The organism is Kurthia gibsonii, assembly GCF_006539985.1.
In the GTDB taxonomy this organism is placed as follows: Bacteria; Bacillota; Bacilli; order Bacillales_A; family Planococcaceae; genus Kurthia; species Kurthia gibsonii.
Window position 1 is genome coordinate 59,615 of record NZ_BJOB01000001.1, and the last position, 14,155, is coordinate 73,769.

The 14,155-nt window shown below is 34.9% G+C and carries 16 protein-coding genes; 15 read left to right on the plus strand and 1 reads right to left on the minus strand.

The genetic code is table 11. The features are described from left to right. Positions 1-145: 145 nt before the first annotated feature. The 6 genes from KGI01_RS13995 to KGI01_RS00320 all read left to right on the plus strand — a co-directional run bounded on the left by KGI01_RS13995 (position 146) and on the right by KGI01_RS00320 (position 4,048). Positions 146-349, plus strand: a complete 204-nt coding sequence (locus tag KGI01_RS13995; protein ID WP_255314682.1) for a hypothetical protein — start codon at positions 146-148, stop codon at positions 347-349. 8 nt (positions 350-357) lie between these two features. Continuing rightward, entirely contained in the window at positions 358-846 is a 489-nt protein-coding gene (locus KGI01_RS00300) for an ankyrin repeat domain-containing protein (protein ID WP_255314683.1), read from the plus strand. Between the two features lie 184 nt (positions 847-1,030). After that, a complete protein-coding gene (locus KGI01_RS00305; protein ID WP_141272329.1) occupies positions 1,031-1,675 on the plus strand; it encodes a peptidylprolyl isomerase in 645 nt (214 codons plus the stop codon). A 122-nt stretch (positions 1,676-1,797) separates the two neighbouring features. After that, on the plus strand, positions 1,798-2,727 hold the full coding sequence (locus KGI01_RS00310; protein WP_255314684.1) for a Gfo/Idh/MocA family protein: 930 nt from the start codon (positions 1,798-1,800) through the stop codon (positions 2,725-2,727). A 10-nt stretch (positions 2,728-2,737) separates the two neighbouring features. Beyond that, entirely contained in the window at positions 2,738-3,235 is a 498-nt protein-coding gene (locus KGI01_RS00315) for an LURP-one-related/scramblase family protein (RefSeq protein ID WP_141272331.1), read from the plus strand. Positions 3,236-3,424: 189 nt separating this feature from the next. Then, positions 3,425-4,048, plus strand: a complete 624-nt coding sequence (locus KGI01_RS00320; RefSeq protein ID WP_141272333.1) for an NUDIX hydrolase — start codon at positions 3,425-3,427, stop codon at positions 4,046-4,048. A gap of 39 nt (positions 4,049-4,087) precedes the next feature. On the opposite strand, the gene KGI01_RS00325 is transcribed toward KGI01_RS00320, so the two are convergent. After that, positions 4,088-4,636 (minus strand): ECF transporter S component, encoded by a 549-nt coding sequence (locus KGI01_RS00325; protein WP_068457043.1) that lies wholly within the window; start codon positions 4,634-4,636, stop codon positions 4,088-4,090. Positions 4,637-4,866: 230 nt separating this feature from the next. On the opposite strand from KGI01_RS00325, the gene KGI01_RS13755 reads away from it, so the two are divergent. From KGI01_RS13755 to KGI01_RS00365, 9 genes are all read left to right on the plus strand, one after another. Continuing rightward, the gene (locus KGI01_RS13755) at positions 4,867-5,040 is read left to right on the plus strand and encodes a hypothetical protein (protein WP_170214687.1); all 174 of its coding nucleotides are present in this window, start codon (positions 4,867-4,869) and stop codon (positions 5,038-5,040) included. A gap of 70 nt (positions 5,041-5,110) precedes the next feature. After that, positions 5,111-6,799, plus strand: coding sequence for an FAD-dependent oxidoreductase (locus tag KGI01_RS00330; protein ID WP_255314685.1), 1,689 nt, complete (start codon positions 5,111-5,113; stop codon positions 6,797-6,799). Positions 6,800-6,935: 136 nt separating this feature from the next. Next, positions 6,936-7,748: an alpha/beta fold hydrolase gene (locus KGI01_RS00335; RefSeq protein WP_141272337.1), complete on the plus strand. Its 813-nt coding sequence runs from the start codon at positions 6,936-6,938 to the stop codon at positions 7,746-7,748. Then, complete coding sequence (locus KGI01_RS00340) at positions 7,745-8,707, plus strand: sensor domain-containing diguanylate cyclase (protein WP_141272339.1); 963 nt, start codon at positions 7,745-7,747, stop codon at positions 8,705-8,707. The genes KGI01_RS00335 and KGI01_RS00340 overlap by 4 nt, the downstream gene beginning before the upstream one ends. Positions 8,708-8,742: 35 nt before the next feature. Beyond that, positions 8,743-8,964, plus strand: a complete 222-nt coding sequence (locus tag KGI01_RS00345) for a DUF2829 domain-containing protein (protein ID WP_141272342.1) — start codon at positions 8,743-8,745, stop codon at positions 8,962-8,964. A 55-nt stretch (positions 8,965-9,019) separates the two neighbouring features. Beyond that, positions 9,020-9,766, plus strand: a complete 747-nt coding sequence (locus KGI01_RS00350) for a 3-oxoacyl-ACP reductase (protein WP_141272343.1) — start codon at positions 9,020-9,022, stop codon at positions 9,764-9,766. Positions 9,767-9,896: 130 nt separating this feature from the next. Continuing rightward, positions 9,897-10,403, plus strand: a complete 507-nt coding sequence (locus KGI01_RS00355; RefSeq protein WP_141272345.1) for a QueT transporter family protein — start codon at positions 9,897-9,899, stop codon at positions 10,401-10,403. A 240-nt stretch (positions 10,404-10,643) separates the two neighbouring features. After that, positions 10,644-13,319 carry an ATP-binding protein gene (locus KGI01_RS00360; protein WP_141272347.1) on the plus strand — a complete coding sequence of 892 codons (2,676 nt, stop codon included), beginning with the start codon at positions 10,644-10,646 and terminating at the stop codon, positions 13,317-13,319. Continuing rightward, a complete protein-coding gene (locus tag KGI01_RS00365) occupies positions 13,319-14,152 on the plus strand; it encodes a CheR family methyltransferase (RefSeq protein ID WP_141272435.1) in 834 nt (277 codons plus the stop codon). The genes KGI01_RS00360 and KGI01_RS00365 overlap by 1 nt, the downstream gene beginning before the upstream one ends. Positions 14,153-14,155: the final 3 nt, after the last annotated feature.

A 14,155-nucleotide genomic window follows, 5' to 3' on the forward strand; every position in this document is an offset into this window, starting at 1 on the left:
TTCTCAAAATAACTTCATTAGCATAGCATAATTAGGACATAAAATAAGGAAAAGGTGAATTTATTTAATTTATTTAAATTGCCTTGGCATCGTAAACGACGACATAAAAGAGAAACATAATAGATATAAATGGAGTGAATAGAGGTTGAAGAATATAATGGGTTTAACAGCAGTTACCATATTATTACTGACTGGATGCATATCAAAAGAGGGTGACAATGTGGAAAAACAGACAAAGACAGAGGTAACAGAAGAAGCGGTAGAGGAAGACGTACAACCAAAAGAAGAACAGCAAGTACAAAAAGGGGAACTTCTACAAGCTGTAGAAGAAAAAATGTACAAAAAGTAAAAGAGATTTTGGCACATAGCAATGCGACTGTAAACGAAATAAATAATAAAAAGGAAACGCCATTACTCATTGCTACACATGAAAATGATATAGAAATTGCAAAATTATTAATTGACGCGGGTGCAAATATTAACCAGCAAGATGCGATTCAAGATAGCGCCTATTTATATGTAGGTGCACAAGTAAAAACAGAGATTTTACGTTACATGATGGAACATGCAAAACCAAATCAACAAGTAAGAAATCGTTTTTGTGGAAATGCATTAATTCCAGCAGCTGAAAAAGGGCAATTAGATATTGACCATCAAAATGATTATGGTTATACAGCATTGATTGAAGCAGTTGCCTTAACAGATGGTTCGAAAGTATATCAAGAAATTGTGCAAGAGCTTGTGGACGCAGGAGTAAATCAAAATCTACGTGACCGCTATGGTAAGACAGCGTTAGATTACGCAAAAGAACAAGGGTATCGCAAAATGATTGAGATTTTAAATTAGAATAAAGGCTGGAACATAACCATCTTATATGAGTATAAGGAAAATCGGAATTGGGCTGTGGCACGGTTCCGATTTTTCGTTGAGAACTTTAAAAGGAAAGTAAGATAATTTATCTCATTCTGTCTTTTTGGTTCTATTTAAAAGTATGGTATATTTTTGGTAAGAAGAGAGGGAGGATTTATACATGAAAAAGAGTAAGTATGGACTACTATTATTTATGGTGATGGCACTCATCACATTGTTAGCAGCATGTAGTTCAGATAAAAAAGAATCAAAAGAACCTGAAACAAATTATGCATCAGAAGTAAAAGAGAATCCGATTGTGACAATCACAATGGAAGATAATCAAAAAATTCAAATGGAGTTATATCCAAAAAAAGCACCGAATACAGTTGCGAACTTTATTTCATTAATTAAAAAAGGCACATATGACGGAACAATCTTCCATCGTGTCATTCCGGACTTTATGATTCAAGGTGGAGACCCAGATGGGAATGGTACAGGAGGTCCTGGCTATGAAATCAAAGGAGAGTTCTCTAAAAATGGTTTTGACAATGATTTAAAACATACACGTGGTGTTGTATCAATGGCACGCAGTCAAAATAATGACTCAGCAGGTTCACAATTCTTCATTATGGTGGCAGATACACCGAGTTTAGATGGTGATTATGCGGCATTTGGAAAAGTGACATCAGGCATGGATGTTGTAGATCAAATTGTAAAAGTTGAACGTGATGGCTCGGATAAGCCGAATAAAGATCAAAAGATGAAAAAAGTCGAAGTTGATACAAAAGACTTTGATTACCCAGACCCATTAAAAGTAAAATAAAGATTTGAAAAATCATCCTAAGTTGTCCACAATACAATAAAGGATGATTTTTTTGAAAAGATATCCACATGTGTATAACTTATACTAGATGAAAAGGTATCCACAAAGAGAGGATGATGAGGATGAAGGGGATTTTAATTGGAGCAGGTGCTGTCGGAGAGAGAATACTTCAACAAGCAGCTAACTCCACCAGTGTAGAGATTGTAGCGATGTACGATGCGAATATAGAGCGGTTACAGGAAATGACGGCGCGTTATAACATTCAAACAACGACTTCCATCGAAGAATTACTAGAGATAGAAGCGGACTTTGCATATATAGGTACACCACCAATTAGTCATATGTTTTTGACAGAAGGTTGTGCGAAAAAAGGATTACATGTTATTTGTGAAAAACCACTTGCTCACAATGAAGAAGAAGGAAAAAGAATGGTAGAAATTGCAAAAGTATATGGTGTTAAAACAGCTATGCACTTTCCAATGATATACGGGGAAGAGTTTTTATATGTAGAAAAAGCAATAGAGCAGCAGGAACTCGGTGATGTTATTCAGGTGGAGTTATCAACTTATTTTCCACAGTGGCCACGCCCATGGCAAGAAAATAATTGGATTCGTACGCGTGAACAGGGTGGTTTTATTCGTGAAATTTTCCCACACTATCTTCAAATGACAGAACGACTTTTTGGTGAAGGATCACTTCAATCTCATCAAACAAATTATCCGCAGAATCCAGAGCTTTGTGAACAGAGTGTTTGTGCACTTGCACAACTTCCGGGAAATATTCCGTTTGTTTTACAAGGAGCGCATAGTGTCGCAGAACAAGAGCAAATAATCTATCGTATTCATGGTACGAAAAAGACCATGACCATTCGAAATTGGGCAGAATTATGGGTTAGTACACCTAACCAACCAGAACAACGACTAACATTACAAAAATCTAATATTTCTTTTTTAGATGAGGTTTCTCTCTATTTTCAGGGTAAAGGTTCAAACTACGTTTCATTTGAAGAAGGCGCGTCTGTCCAACATATAATTGATTCTTTATTAAAATAGGAGTGAGTATATGAAAAAATTGTATATGAAGCAAAAAGTACTTAGCTTAAACAGTAAATTTACAGTAAAAAATGAAGCTGAAGAAGATGTGTATCGTGTAGAAGGTAGTTTTTTACGTATTCCTAAAAAATTCTCTATTACAAATCAGCAGCAACAAGAGGTAGCGGCTGTAACCAAGAAAGTATTTAGTTTTTTGCCACGTTTTTTTGTAGAAGTAGAAGGGCAAGAAGTATTAACCATTAAAAAAGAGTTCTCTTTTTTTAAAGCGAAATATAGTATTGAGGGTCACGGAATTGAAGTGAGTGGAAATTGGTGGGATATGAATTTCGAAGTCTATCAAAATCGAACGTGTATCGGTTCGATTAGACAAAAGTGGTTTAGTTGGGGCGATAGTTATGAGATTGAAGTTTTAGATGAGGCGATGGAGATTATACTTGTAGCGATTGTTGTAGCAATTGATTGCGTAAAAGCAGATGAACGTGCAGCAGCAGCATCTACATCTGTATAGTTGACGTTACAGAATGATATGATAGCATTATTTCGTTATTTAAAGGGGTAAGAGAGTCATACCTAATTAAATAATGAAAAGGTGTGGATTACCGTTTAGAAGAAGATTTAACACATCTATAAAAAGATTTCGTTTCACTTTCATACGCTGTATCATAGAGAGAGAATAAACGTATAGGAGAGAAGTGAAATGGAATTAGAACGTATTCGACAGCAATTGCGTAAACCACAGCCGCTTTTTATTGGTGAAGAACAAGCCTTCCGTTCTGCTGTTATTATTCCGTTGATTCAAAAAGAAGATGGGTGGCATATATTATTTGAAGTACGCTCTGCCACAATGCGTAAGCAGCCAGGAGATATTAGTTTTCCAGGGGGACAAATTGATGATACAGATGCTTCGATTATAGAAGCAGCAAAACGTGAAACAGAAGAAGAGTTAGGTGTTCGAAGAGAAGATATTCAAATCTTACAAGAGCTAAGTCCTCTTATCATGTCGCCATCTTTTGTCGTTTATCCTGTTGTTGCAGTGATTCCAGATGAAACGCACTACACATTAAATCCTGATGAAGTGGGATCTACGTTCACAATTCCTGTCGATTGGTTGTTAAGTCATGAAGCTTACCGTCATTATGTCCCAGTGAAACTACAACCAAAAGATGATTTTCCATATGATAAAATTGCGCGCGGAAGAGATTATAAATGGCGTTCTCGCGATATGGAAGAATGGTTTTATGAGTATGAGGGGCATACGGTATGGGGCTTAACAGCACGTATATTACGCTATGTGATTGAGCAATTAAAAAAAGATGCATAAAATAACAGGCGACGCATATTAAGCGAAGCCTGTTTTTCATTATGGTCGGAACATCGGTATTTTCTTAAGTATAGCAACTACTGGAATCGCTACAAGTAAACCTATACTGTTTTGTAGTAAGTTACCTGGAATCGATGTAGCTGGTGCAACCCAATTACCGAATAGGATACCTTCACATAAATAGTAACCTGCTAACATAACGGGGATAGAAGCTAAAATACCGACAATATTAAATGGAATACTACGACCTTTACGACCACCATAGAAGGCGATAGAGCCAACAATATAGGCTTGTAATCCACGTGTTACGAATGTGAACGGAGCCCATAATGTCCAATTTGAGAATAAATCGAATAGACTCATACCTATGGCACCGACAATCATCCCTTTTTTCGGTCCGAATAATAGCGTTACAATGAATAACATCGCTGTACCTAAGTGAACGAGTCCACCATTAATTGAGATTGGTAAACGAATGTTTAAAAATAATGTTGCAACAAAAACAAGTGCAATACACATCGCTGTAATAATTAAGTCGTATGTATGAGAGCGCGGACGAGCGTTTGTATTCGATAATGTTTTTTGCATAGTAACCACCCCTTTGGTTCAATTTGTACTCTTACATTAGCAAACACACTGACTGTTTAAAAGTGCCAGAATTAATATATTTAAAGTGGTCAGAAAATTTATAAAATGGTAGTTTGTCATAAATTTGATTTATTCGATAAATTGTCATTTAATACGAGCTGAATTGCTTCATATCTACCGATAAATACGCTATAGTATGAAAATAATCTGAACGAAAAGAGGCGTTTACAATGGCGAAATTGTCATTAGAAAATATTGAGTTAATGTTAGAGGATGCAAAGGATATGTTATCTGTTCTAGAAGCACCTGGTGAAATTGACGAAGGCACAAAAGAATTAATTGAACTAACAAAAGAGCAAATTGCTGAATTGGAAGAAATGAGAAAAGAACTAAGCGAAAAGTAATGATATTCCTTGTTTAATTACCTATAGGGGTATATGATGTAGGTATAAACAAATGAGGAGGATATATTCAATGAAGGTATTAGTTGTTGGTGGTGTGGCAGGCGGAGCTTCTACAGCTGCTCGTATTCGTAGATTGGATGAACAGGCAGAGGTAATCATGTTTGAAAAAGGACCACATGTTTCTTTTTCAAATTGCTCTTTACCGTTTTACTTAAGTGGAATTGTTCCAACAAGTGAAAAATTAATTATGATGAGTCCTGAAAAATTTAAAAAACAATATAATTTAGAAGCACGTGTGAATCAAGAAGTGATTGCGATTCATAGGGACCGCAAAACAATTGAAGTGAAGCATGTTGTTACAGGTGAAGTCTATGAAGAAGCATATGATATTTTACTGTTATCACCGGGTGCAAAACCGACGTTACCTCCTATTGAAGGAATCCATTCTTCGCATGTATTTACGATTCGAAATGTAGCAGATATTGAGAGATTACAAACCTATATTCAGATGAATGGTGTACAGGATATTGTGGTTATTGGCGGTGGCTTTATTGGTGTTGAAGTAGCAGAAAATTTACGTGAAGCGAAAAAGTCAGTGACATTAATTCAGCGTGGTGCACAAATTATGGATCCGTATGATGAAGATATGGTGCAAATCATGCAAAAAGAATTACTCGATCATGGCGTGAATTTAGAATTGCGTGCAGCGGTTGAAAAAATTGAAACAGCGCATGTGTTACTTGCAAACGGTAAAAAGATTGCAGCAGAGGTAGTTATAGTTGCAGCAGGTGCGAAACCGGAAACTGATTTAGCGATACAAGCGGGGTTAGATTTAGGGATAACAGGTGGTATTAAAGTAAATACGAATTATCAAACGAATGATCCTTCGATTTATGCTGTAGGCGATGCAATTGAAGTATACGATCAAATTCTACGTCGTCCAACACGTCTTGCTTTAGCTGGTCCAGCACAAAAACAAGCACGTGCAGCCGCAGACCATATGTATGGTATTACAAATCGTCAACGTGGTGTAATTGGTTCATCTAGTATTCAAGTTTTTGATTACAACTGTGCAGCGACAGGTATTAATGAACGCACAGCTAAAATGGCTGGTATCGAAGTGGACTCTGTTTACGTGATTGCACCAGATAAAGTGGGATTAATGCCTTCAAGTAATCCACTTCATTTTAAATTAGTTTATGAAGTGCCAACAGGCAAAATTTTAGGTGCACAAGCGATTGGTAAAGGAAATGCAGATAAAAGAATTGATGTAATCGCTACGATGATTACGATGGGTGGTACGATTGAGGATTTAAAAGATTTAGAACTATCTTATTCACCGATGTATAGTACAGCAAAAGATGTTGTGAATATGGCAGCTCTTGTTGCAACGAATGTATTGTATGGGCGTTTTAAACAAGTTCATGTATCGGAAGTACGTGATTTATATGAACAAGGTGCTTTCTTTTTAGATGTACGTGAAAAAAATGAGTTTGAAAATGGACAGATTAAAGGAGCATTGAATGTTCCGTTAAGTGAGCTACGTGAACGTATGAATGAAATTCCAAAAGAACACCCAATCTATGTTCATTGTCGTTCAGCACAGCGTAGCTACAATGCAGTTATGGCACTTCAAAACAGCGGATTTACGCAAGTTTATAATGTATCTGGCTCATTCTTGGGAATCTGTTTGTATGAATATGTACAAGATACATTACAACAGCGAGAACCGATTGTAACAGCATATAATTTTAAATAATGAACAAAGCGAGGGGCTAACCTTCGCTTTTCTTTATATTCTAGAACATACTCGTTTATTTTATTTTTGGAAATTCATGATAAAATAGAAAGAATAGTCTTATCGTTTTAAAAAAATAAGATAGACAAAAAGGTGAATGAAGATGGATATTTTACAGCGTAATAATGTCAACGTGGTTGGAGATGGCGACCAGACAATCATTTGTGCACATGGTTTTGGTTGCGAACAAAGTATGTGGCAATATATCACACCTGCATTTGCAGAAAAATATCGCTTAGTTTTATTTGATTATGTGGGTGCAGGAGGATCTGATTTACAGGCCTATCATAAGGAAAAATACAATACATTACATGGCTATAAACAAGATATTATCGAGATTATGGATGAGATGAATTTAGAAAAAGTCATCTTTTTAGGACATTCTATTAGCTCGATGATTGGTATGCTTGTAGCAATCGAGCGACCAGAACTATTTGAGAAAATGATTATGATTGGACCTTCGCCATGTTATTTGAATAAAGAAGATTTTAATGGTGGCTTTGAAGAAAGTGATGTTCGTGAACTGTTAGAGATGATGGAGATGAACTTTTCAGGATGGGCGAGTTATATGGCGCCTGTTGGAATAGGAGAAGAAGCTGCACCTCAGATGACAGAAGATCTTGAAAAGGTTTTTGTTTCAACAAATCCTAAAATCGCACGTGAGTTTGCGGAAGTCACATTCTTTTCAGATTATCGCGAACAATTACCACAATTACAAACGAATACATTAATTTTACAATGCGCAGAAGATAGTATCGTTCCAAAACATGTAGGTGATTATCTACATCAGTCAATTGCGAATAGTCGACTAGTCGTTATGAATGCAAAAGGGCACTATCCACATATTAGTCATGCTTCAGAAACAGCTGCGATTATTGCAGACTTCATTGAGAGTGACTTGGCAATATGATGAATCGCTTTGAACATTCTCCATGCGGTTATATGCAGCTAAGTTTAGATGGTGAAATTTTAAATCTAAATGAGACAATGGCGAAATGGTTGAAGATGGATAAGCAACAACTACTTCATCAATCCATTGAAAAAGTATTATCGAAAGTAAGTATGATGATGTTCTATTCTTATTTTTATCCGAAAATCTCAATTCAAGGGCATGTTGAAGAGATGCTACTGACATTAAAAACAGCTGAAGGTACAAGTGATTCGTATGTATTAAATGCTAAAAAATTCGAAGAAGAAGCACCTATTATTGTTTGCGTGTTTATGCGAATTAATCGTCGAGTCGATTATGAAAAAGAATTAAGAAATGTACAGTACGCTCTACAAGATGCATTAAAACAAAATCAAATTGCAGTAGAGGCATTAGAAAAAATTAATCAGCAAATTGAAGAGCAAAAAGCAAAATTAGAACAGATGAATTTGGAGTTGTCACAAATATCTCATGTAGATGCTTTAACAGGTGCTTATAATCGACGTTATCTAAATGAACGTATGGAAGAGATTATGCAAGAGAAGGTGCTATTATCTGTGATTATGGTAGATATTGATCACTTTAAAAAGGTAAACGACACATATGGACATTTAACAGGTGATGTTGTATTAACAAAGTTATCGAAATGCTTAAGTAATACTTTAGGAGATAAAGGGATTGTAACGCGCTATGGTGGAGAAGAGTTTGCGTTATTATTATCTTTAATTGATGCAGAAGAAGCACTAAAAATTGCACAGTTTTTAAATCGTGAAGTAGGAAACCAAGAATTTGAAGTTGTAGACCATATTACAATTAGTTTAGGTGTATCAACACGTACAGAAGAGGATACGATTACAACACTGTTTAAAAGAGCAGATGATGCGCTATACTATGCTAAAAATAATGGACGCAATCAGGCAGTTCATGCGAATCAATTATGATAAAATGAATCTATGCTAAAAAAGGAAGTGTATGTATGACATTTGAAGAGGTATTGCCAAAACTGAAAAATGGTAAAAAAGTAATTCGTGACGGTTGGAGCGGTCCAGAACTATATGTAAAATTAGTAGGGGCTTCTCAATTCGATGGAGAAAACTTAAATCCATATTTTTTAATTAATGTAGAAGGTGAAGGTTACACGATGTTTCAACCGACAGTGTGTGACATCTTAGCTGAAGATTGGTCAATTGTAGAATAACAATAAGCTGTGCTCTAATCTTAGAGCCAGCTTCTTTTCATATGGGGGAATATAGATGGATTTTAATCAAAAAGTAGTTTTTGTAACAGGAGCAAATTCAGGAATTGGAGCTGCACAAGTAGCTTTATTTTTAGAAAAAGGCGCTTATGTATATGGTTTTGACTTAGAAGATACACAGATGAAACAGATGAAAAGCTCATTTCCAAAACAGTTTGCCTATAGCGTAGGCGATGTATCGAATAAGTTTCATGTGAAACAATCTGTGAAACAAGCACTCGAAACATTTCATACGATTCATATCTTATTAAATACTGCAGGTGTATTAGATGGTTATGCGAAAACCTTAGATACAGATGAGGCGCTTTGGGATCGAATTATGAATACGAATGTCAAAGGAACGTATTTCGTAACGAATGAAGTATTGCCGATTATGTTAGAACAGAAAAAAGGTGTCATCATCAATATGGCTTCCATTGCAGGGCTTGTAGCTGGCGGAGGAGGAGCAGCTTATACTGCTTCAAAACATGCGATTGTCGGTTACACGAAACAAGTAGACCAAGATTATTGTCGAGAAGGGATTCGCGTCAATGCGATTGCGCCAGGAGCCATTCATACGCCAATGAATGCAGCTGATTTTGAAGGAGATGGTGAAATGGCAAAATGGGTAGCAGAACAGACACCAGCTGGACGATGGGCAAAGCCAGAAGAAGTAGCGAGTCTAACAAGTTATATTGCAAGCGATGACGCCGATTATATTCACGGCACAGTTATTCCAATTGATGGGGGCTGGATAGCCAAATAAGAATTTGTTATAATAATTCGGTAAGCAAAATACTTACACTACGGCACTTCAGATCGGGTGAAAACTCGCTTCCTTTGGTCGTAGTTATTACTGGACTACTTAAATAGTAGTACCACAAAGGAGAAGAAAAATGAATAATACGTCGATTACAAAAAGCTCAACAAATATTTCTGAGCTATCGAAAACAGCACTGGTTGCCTCATTATATGTGGTCGTAACCGTTTTTTTAGCTGTCATTAGTTTTGGTGCCATCCAATTACGTTTATCGGAGATGCTAAATTATTTAGCTTTGTATCATAAGCGTTATGTTATAGGTGTCACAGTAGGTGTAATCATCGCTAATTTTGCCTCACCCACTTGGTTCTTAGATGTACCGATTGGTGGAGTTGCGACATTTGTTGTGTTAATGATTTGTCGCTATGCAACGCGAAATATGCAAAATATGAAATTAAAGATGATTATTACAGCACTTATTTTCGCTGTCTCTATGTTTACTGTAGCATTGCAATTATATGTATTAGCAAATTTACCATTCTGGGAAACATGGTTGTTTGTTGGAATTGGTGAGTTATTGTCAATGACAATAGGCGGAATTACCATTTATTTAATTAGTAAACGAATTAATTTATATAAATAATGAATTGATTAAATTACGTGCATAATCTGTGCGTAATTTTTTTATTATGATAAACAGATTTTATGGTCTTGTAAAATGTAAAAAAATGTATGGTGAAATATAAAAAAGACTTATTGTTGATTGTCTTAGGTAATGTAGATAATAAATAAAAGAGCGATGGGCTATATGATAATAAAGAAATCTTTTTATTATTAATTTGCTATAATAAGAAATCATTAAAAGTGGAGGAGGAAGTGAGAGGTGGCTAAACGAAAAAGCAGTATCCGCTTAAAAGTAACTTTAGGTTATATCGTGATTATTGTTTGTGTTTTACTATCATCTATTCTCATTTTAGAGAAAGTCACTGTTTTAAACAGTAAAAGAAGTGATGTCACAAATCGCAATTTAGAAGTACATCAAATGATTAACACAGTAGAACAATCGATTATTCAAATTGAAAAAAAGCAGAATAGCTATATTTTAACAGGAGAAAAAAGATACATAAATGAGTATGAGGAACAGCGTATAAATGTTCTTAACGATTTAGAAAATCTGAAAAATGTAGTAGCAAAACAGTCCAATGAAAAAATACTTGCATTAGATTTAGAAAAAAGTGTGAATAAGTGGATAACGCTTATCGTTGAGCCTTCCCTCAAAATTAGAGAAGAAAAAAGTGAATCAGCGGCTACCACATTTTTAAAACAAAAAGTAGAAAATGCTGAAATACCTAATATAAATCGTAGTATAAATCGTTTACGTCAAGAACAAAATACAATCTTGAATGATGATACTGAAAACTTAGAGTATACAAGTGTTCAACTTATGTGGATCTTTTTCATATTAATTTTATCAATTATGTTAGTCGGTCTATTTGTTTCAAATTATGTTTCTAAAAATATCACTCAAGCGATTCAAAATGTAAAAAATACAATTCAAAATATTCGCCAAAAAGGTGGCGATTTACAAGAACGAATCGACATTACATCTCGGGATGAAGTGCGGGATTTAACGATTGAAACAAATCAATTATTAAATCAACTTGAAGAAAAAGAATGGGTTCAAAATAATGTGAACTATATTATTTATGCATATCAAGGAGTCAATGATATCCATACATTAGCCGATGTTATCTTATCTGAAATATCGCAAGTCATTCATGCAGTTCATGGCGTTTTTTATTTGCGTGAAGAAGATGATAAAGATGTATTGTATGTAAAAAAAGGTGCTTTTGCCGAGAATAATTTGAATATTGGGAGAGAATCATTTAAATTAGGTGAAGGATTAATCGGACAAGTTGCAAAAGATGGGCATATGTATAAAATGGCTGTAAGTCCAGAAAGTACACATGTCATTTCGACTAGTTTAATAGATACAGCACCTAGGACGCTGTTATTAATGCCTGTCTATTTTAACCGTCAAGTAATTGCAGTTTTAGAGTTTGCAACGCTCGATACTTTTGAAGAAAAGCATATTCAACTATTAAATAAAGTAAATGAAACACTCGGAATATCGATTGATAGTGTAAAACGCACGATGCATATTGAGTCGTTATTATTAGATTCTAATCGCTTAACAGAGGAATTGCAGGCTCAATCTGAAGAATTGCAAACACAGTCTGAGGAGTTACAAGCACAGACGAATGAATTATCGACAATGAATGATAGTTTAGCAATGCGTACAAAAGAAGCGGAAGCAAGAACGCGTGAGTTAGCACTTGCAAATCGAGATATCGAGACACGGGCGAGGGAAATTGCTCAGGGTGCAAAATATAAATCGGAATTTTTAGCGAATATGTCACATGAGTTAAGAACGCCACTTAATAGTATCTTATTGTTATCAGAAATGCTGACAGATCAAGAAAATAGTCATTTATCAGATGAGGAAAAAGAGTTTGCAAAAGTCATTCATTCTTCAGGACAGGACTTATTAGAGCTTATTAATGATATTTTAGATTTATCTAAAATTGAAACGGGAAAAGTGAATATTGAGTTTTCCGATGTGAATATTAGTGAACTACCAAAGATTTTAAAAGCAAACTTTGCACATTTTGCTAAACAAAAAGATTTAACTTATCATATTGAAATCTTAGGAGAAATACCAAAACTATTCTTTACAGATGAATTAAGGTTGCGTCAAATATTGAAAAACTTTTTATCTAATGCTTTTAAATTTACAGAGCAAGGGAAAGTAGAAGTTCGTATTCAAAGTGCAGCGTTAATTACAGAAGAAATGCAGAAAGTAAGCGACGATTGGCTTGAGATTGCTGTTGAGGATACAGGCATTGGTATTCCGAAAGAAAAACATAGTATTATTTTTGAATCGTTCCATCAAGTAGACGGTGCAACAGTACGTAAATATGGTGGTACAGGTTTAGGTTTGGCTATTTCAAAAGAATACGCTAAATTATTAAGTGGATTTATTCAAGTAGAATCTGAGGAGGGTATTGGAAGTACGTTTAAACTGTATTTACCTAATATGAGGCAATGCCAAGAGAATATAGACGCTGTGAAAGGAAGCTTGGCAGTTCAACCCGAAGAAAAAGCGAATATCTTTCAAGGTAAAAAAATCTTAATGATTGATGATGACCGACGTAACATATATTCCATGCGAACACTTTTAGAAAGTAAAGGGGCGATTGTTACATCAGGAGAAAGTGGATTAGAATGCTTACAAAAATTACAATACAATACTGATTATGATGCCGTATTAATGGATATTATGATGCCAGGGATGAATGGATATGAAGTAATTCAAATCATACGAGAACAAATGAACTTAGACTTACCAATTATAGCTATAACAGCAAAAGCAATGGAAATTGACCGCGATCAGTGTATGAAGGTAGGTGCATCTGATTATATTAGTAAGCCTCTTAATATGGAACAATTACTAAGTATCTTACGTGTCTGGCTGACTAAAGAGGTGAAAGGCAAGTGATTCATGAACGCGAAACAATTGAAGTAGAATTGTTGCTCCAAGCCATTCATCAATTAACAGGCTATGATTTTAGAGATTATAGTCGACCATCTATTATGAGAAGAATTCATCATCGAATGAAAATGAATCAAATGGACTCCGTTTCGATTTTACAAAATGAAGTTTTTACGAACGAAGAAATGCTTCATCAATTATTACAAGACTTTTCAATTAATGTGACGGAAATGTTCCGCAATCCTTTATTTTTTAAATATATGCGTGAAGAAATTCTACCACTATTTAAAGATTTATCTGAGATTCGAATTTGGCATGCAGGTTGTTCCACAGGAGAAGAAGCTTTTTCGATGGCTATTTTATTCAAAGAAGCAGGACTCCTAGAGAAATCTAAAATTTATGCGACAGATATGAATGAAGAAATATTAAAGATTGCAAAAGAAGGTAAAATTCCTTTAAGTAAGATGAAAAACTATACGAAAAACTATCAATTGTCTGGTGGAAAGCAATCCTTTTCACAATACTATACGACAGATGAAGAATATGCTTATCTACAAGAAGAATTAGTAAAATCAATTAGTTTTATGCAACATAATCTAGTGACAGATCAATCATTTAATGAATTTCATATGATTCTCTGTCGAAATGTATTGATTTACTTTAATATACGTTTACAAAATAAAGTGCAAAAAATCTTCTTTGATAGTCTAAGTACAGGTGGTATTTTAGGGTTGGGGCATCGAGAGACACTTCAGTTTACGGATGTCTGCAAATTTTATGAAACAAAATCAATTAAACATCAAATTTATAAAAAGAAAGAGATACGTTATGATGAGTAAACC

What these genes read in the sequence shown, in the direction of transcription:
- KGI01_RS00340 (WP_141272339.1), top strand. Translation starts at nt 7,745, where the DNA reads ATGATGAATCGCTTTGAACATTCTCCATGCGGTTATATGCAGCTAAGT.
- KGI01_RS00350 (WP_141272343.1), top strand. Translation starts at nt 9,020, where the DNA reads ATGGATTTTAATCAAAAAGTAGTTTTTGTAACAGGAGCAAATTCAGGA.
- KGI01_RS00310 (WP_255314684.1), top strand. Translation starts at nt 1,798, where the DNA reads ATGAAGGGGATTTTAATTGGAGCAGGTGCTGTCGGAGAGAGAATACTT.
- KGI01_RS00305 (WP_141272329.1), top strand. Translation starts at nt 1,031, where the DNA reads ATGAAAAAGAGTAAGTATGGACTACTATTATTTATGGTGATGGCACTC.
- KGI01_RS00335 (WP_141272337.1), top strand. Translation starts at nt 6,936, where the DNA reads ATGAAGATGGATATTTTACAGCGTAATAATGTCAACGTGGTTGGAGAT.
- KGI01_RS00345 (WP_141272342.1), top strand. Translation starts at nt 8,743, where the DNA reads ATGACATTTGAAGAGGTATTGCCAAAACTGAAAAATGGTAAAAAAGTA.
- KGI01_RS00325 (WP_068457043.1), bottom strand. Translation starts at nt 4,636, where the DNA reads ATGCAAAAAACATTATCGAATACAAACGCTCGTCCGCGCTCTCATACA.
- KGI01_RS00315 (WP_141272331.1), top strand. Translation starts at nt 2,738, where the DNA reads ATGAAAAAATTGTATATGAAGCAAAAAGTACTTAGCTTAAACAGTAAA.
- KGI01_RS00330 (WP_255314685.1), top strand. Translation starts at nt 5,111, where the DNA reads ATGAAGGTATTAGTTGTTGGTGGTGTGGCAGGCGGAGCTTCTACAGCT.
- KGI01_RS13755 (WP_170214687.1), top strand. Translation starts at nt 4,867, where the DNA reads ATGGCGAAATTGTCATTAGAAAATATTGAGTTAATGTTAGAGGATGCA.
- KGI01_RS00355 (WP_141272345.1), top strand. Translation starts at nt 9,897, where the DNA reads ATGAATAATACGTCGATTACAAAAAGCTCAACAAATATTTCTGAGCTA.
- KGI01_RS00320 (WP_141272333.1), top strand. Translation starts at nt 3,425, where the DNA reads ATGGAATTAGAACGTATTCGACAGCAATTGCGTAAACCACAGCCGCTT.